We start from the raw sequence: 2989 nt of genomic DNA, 5'->3' as shown, positions 1-2989 counted from the left end.
TGGTGATCGCGCTGATCGGTCACCGCGGGCTCCGTGCTTCTCCGCCCGCCAGCGGGGAGCGTGGGCGGGCCGGCGTGGGGAACGGGGAGCGGGGGGCTCTGCCGGGGTCGGGGTTCACAGTGTCGGTTTCACGGGTCGGTCGCGTGGCGGCGGATCGCTCGGCGCTGGCTCACTCGGCGGCGGTCCTCCGTCGGCGCGGACGGTCGGGTCGGGCGCCGGTGCCCAGCACCGACGATTGGACCAGATGGTTCCAGTTGCACGTGCGGCAGACCTCGACCAGGTATACGGAGAACTCCCCGTGCCTGTCCTCGAGGTCCTCGAGCTCCTCCGGTCGGCGGGCCGATCCGGAGACCTGCCGCAGCTCCTCCCCGAACACCCACCAGACGTGTGTGAGCCGTTCCTTCCGGCACACGGGGCACTGCTGCTCGGTGGGCCTGCCGTGGAACCGCGCCGCCCGCAGGAGGTACGGGGTCGCGTCGCAGACCTCCTCCGTGCCCACCCGACCGGTGTAGACGTCCGCGAGCAGCGCACGGCGCTGCAACGCGTAGTCGACGACCTGGCGATGGGTGGGCACCCGACCAGGGTACTCACCCCACCCGGCCGTGCGGTCGCGGAACCGCCCGGTCGGGGTCCGCCACCCCGGGTCACCGCCACGGGTGACGCACGTCTCGCTGCAGCGGCATGATGTATCGCGTCGATATAGTGGGGTCATCGATCTGCCGGTCGGTGCGTCGGGGGAGGTGGCAGGGGTGCTGGAGTTCGCGATCCTCGGCCTGCTGCTGGAGACCCCGATGCACGGCTACCAGCTGCGCAAGCAGCTCGGGCTGCGGCTCGGCGGCTTCCGCGTCTTCTCCTACGGCTCGCTGTACCCGGCCCTGCGCCGGCTGCTGCGGTCCGGCCTCATCGCCGAGGAAGAGCCGGAGACGGGGTGGTCCAAGCGCTCGCGGCGGACCTACTCGATCACCGCGGACGGCAAGGAGCGCTTCGCCGAGCAGCTGGCCGAGTCCGGCCCGCAGTCCTGGGACGACGAGGGCTTCGGCGTCCACGTCGCCTTCTTCTCCCGTACGCCCGCCGAGACCAGGATGCGGATCCTGGAGGGGCGCAGGCGTGCGGTGGAGGAGCGGCGCGAGGGACTGCGCGCGGCACTGGCCAGGGCGGGCGAGCAGATCGACCGCTACACCCGCGAGCTGCACGAGCTCGGGCTGGACACCACCGAACGCGAGGTGCGCTGGCTGAACGAGCTCATCGAGCGGGAACGTCATCCCGGCGACGAGGCCGGATCCACCGGAGACAAGGGAGAACCCGCATGAGTGAGGTGCGAGTCGCCGTCGTCGGCGTCGGCAACTGCGCGGCGTCGCTGATCCAGGGCGTGGAGTACTACAAGGACGCCGACCCGGCCACGCGTGTCCCGGGCCTGATGCACGTCGACTTCGGCGGCTACCACGTCCGGGACGTCACGTTCGTCGCCGCGTTCGACGTCGACGCCAAGAAGGTCGGCCAGGACCTCGCCGACGCGATCTCGGCGAGCGAGAACAACACGATCAAGATCGCGGAGGTGCCGCCGACCGGCGTCACCGTGCAGCGCGGCCACACGCTCGACGGGCTGGGCCGCTTCTACCGCGAGACGATCACCGAGTCCGACGAGGAGCCGGTGGACGTCGCGCAGGTGCTGCGGGACACGAGGGCGGACGTGCTCGTCTCCTACCTGCCCGTGGGCAGCGAGGCGGCGGACCGGTTCTACGCACAGGCCGCCATCGACGCGAAGGTGGGCTTCGTCAACGCGCTGCCGGTCTTCATCGCGTCGGACCCGGTGTGGGCGCAGAAGTTCGTCGACGCGGGCGTCCCCATCGTCGGGGACGACATCAAGTCGCAGGTCGGCGCCACGATCACGCACCGCGTCCTCGCGCGGCTGTTCGAGGACCGCGGCGTGCAGCTCGACCGCACGATGCAGCTCAACGTGGGCGGGAACATGGACTTCCTGAACATGAAGGAGCTGGAGCGGCTCGAGTCGAAGAAGGTGTCCAAGACCCAGTCGGTGACCAGCCAGGTCGACCGGGACATGGGCAAGGACAACGTGCACATCGGCCCGTCGGACTACGTCGCCTGGCTCGACGACCGCAAGTGGGCCTACGTCCGGCTCGAGGGCCGCGCGTTCGGGGACGTCCCGCTGAACCTGGAGTACAAGCTCGAGGTCTGGGACTCGCCGAACTCGGCGGGCATCATCATCGACGCCGTGCGCGCCGCGAAGATCGCGATGGACCGCGGGATCGGCGGGCCCATCCTCTCCGCGTCGAGCTACTTCATGAAGTCGCCGCCGGAGCAGTACGACGACTCGACGGCCCGCGAGGCCGTGGAGGCGTTCATCCGCGGCGACGCCTGAGCGTTCGTCACTCTGGGGCCCCGACCGGTCACTCCGGTCGGGGCCCCTTTTTGCTTCCCGACCGGAAATGTTCGCACTCGTTCCAGACCGGAAACAGTTTCACTCGGGTAGAGCAATAACGGTACGATCACGGTGCTTGCGCGAGGTCGGTTCACCTGCATCGAGGAGTGTCGGTCCTAGATCACGTGAATATCACTCGTGTTGTTCGACCAGATGAGTGACCGAAGCGGTGAGTACGCTCACCCCAATAACCATGGCGAAATGAGATATGCGTCATGGCAACCTGCTTAATGCGTTCGTAATTTGGCGGACGGCCCTGCGCTACCGACGCCATCCCGGTGTCCGGAGCCAGGGTCACCGCCCGGACGGGCGGGTGCGGCTCCTGCCCGGGCTCCCTACTTTCGCGGCAGGCGCGGATCCTCCCCACGCACCCGTCACGCGGCGCTCCCGGCTCTCCCCCGAGCGGGACCGTGGTCGTCCGGCGGTGCGACCAGAGGACACCCAGTGCCCGAGCTCAAACCTGCGCTGCTGCGCACCACCGTCGTCGCCGCCACCGCAGCGGCAGCGGCCTTCTTCTCCCTCGCGCCGGCCGCCACCCAGGCCGCGCCC

General features: G+C 69.5%; 3 protein-coding genes. 2 read left to right on the top strand and 1 reads right to left on the bottom strand.

What is annotated here, in order from left to right; genetic code table 11:
• Nucleotides 1-169: 169 nt before the first annotated feature.
• Entirely contained in the window at nt 170-574 is a 405-nt protein-coding gene (locus H5J29_RS27310; protein WP_181783869.1) for a DUF5318 family protein, read from the bottom strand.
• 175 nt (nt 575-749) lie between these two features.
• Here H5J29_RS27310 and H5J29_RS27305 point away from each other — a divergent pair, with 175 nt between their 5' ends.
• Nucleotides 750-1310 carry a PadR family transcriptional regulator gene (locus H5J29_RS27305; RefSeq protein WP_181783868.1) on the top strand — a complete coding sequence of 187 codons (561 nt, stop codon included), beginning with the start codon at nt 750-752 and terminating at the stop codon, nt 1308-1310.
• Nucleotides 1307-2380, top strand: coding sequence for an inositol-3-phosphate synthase (locus H5J29_RS27300; RefSeq protein WP_181783867.1), 1074 nt, complete (start codon nt 1307-1309; stop codon nt 2378-2380). The genes H5J29_RS27305 and H5J29_RS27300 overlap by 4 nt, the downstream gene beginning before the upstream one ends.
• Nucleotides 2381-2989: the final 609 nt, after the last annotated feature.

Source organism: Pseudonocardia pini (assembly GCF_013870575.1).
Taxonomy (GTDB): Bacteria; Actinomycetota; Actinomycetes; order Mycobacteriales; family Pseudonocardiaceae; genus Pseudonocardia; species Pseudonocardia pini.
The sequence above is the reverse complement of the archived record's forward strand: the minus strand, read 5'-3'. Positions and strand labels throughout refer to the sequence as shown.

Bases quoted from the DNA above. Each gene is read 5' to 3' on its own strand.
- H5J29_RS27300 (WP_181783867.1), top strand. From the start codon at position 1,307: ATGAGTGAGGTGCGAGTCGCCGTCGTCGGCGTCGGCAACTGCGCGGCG.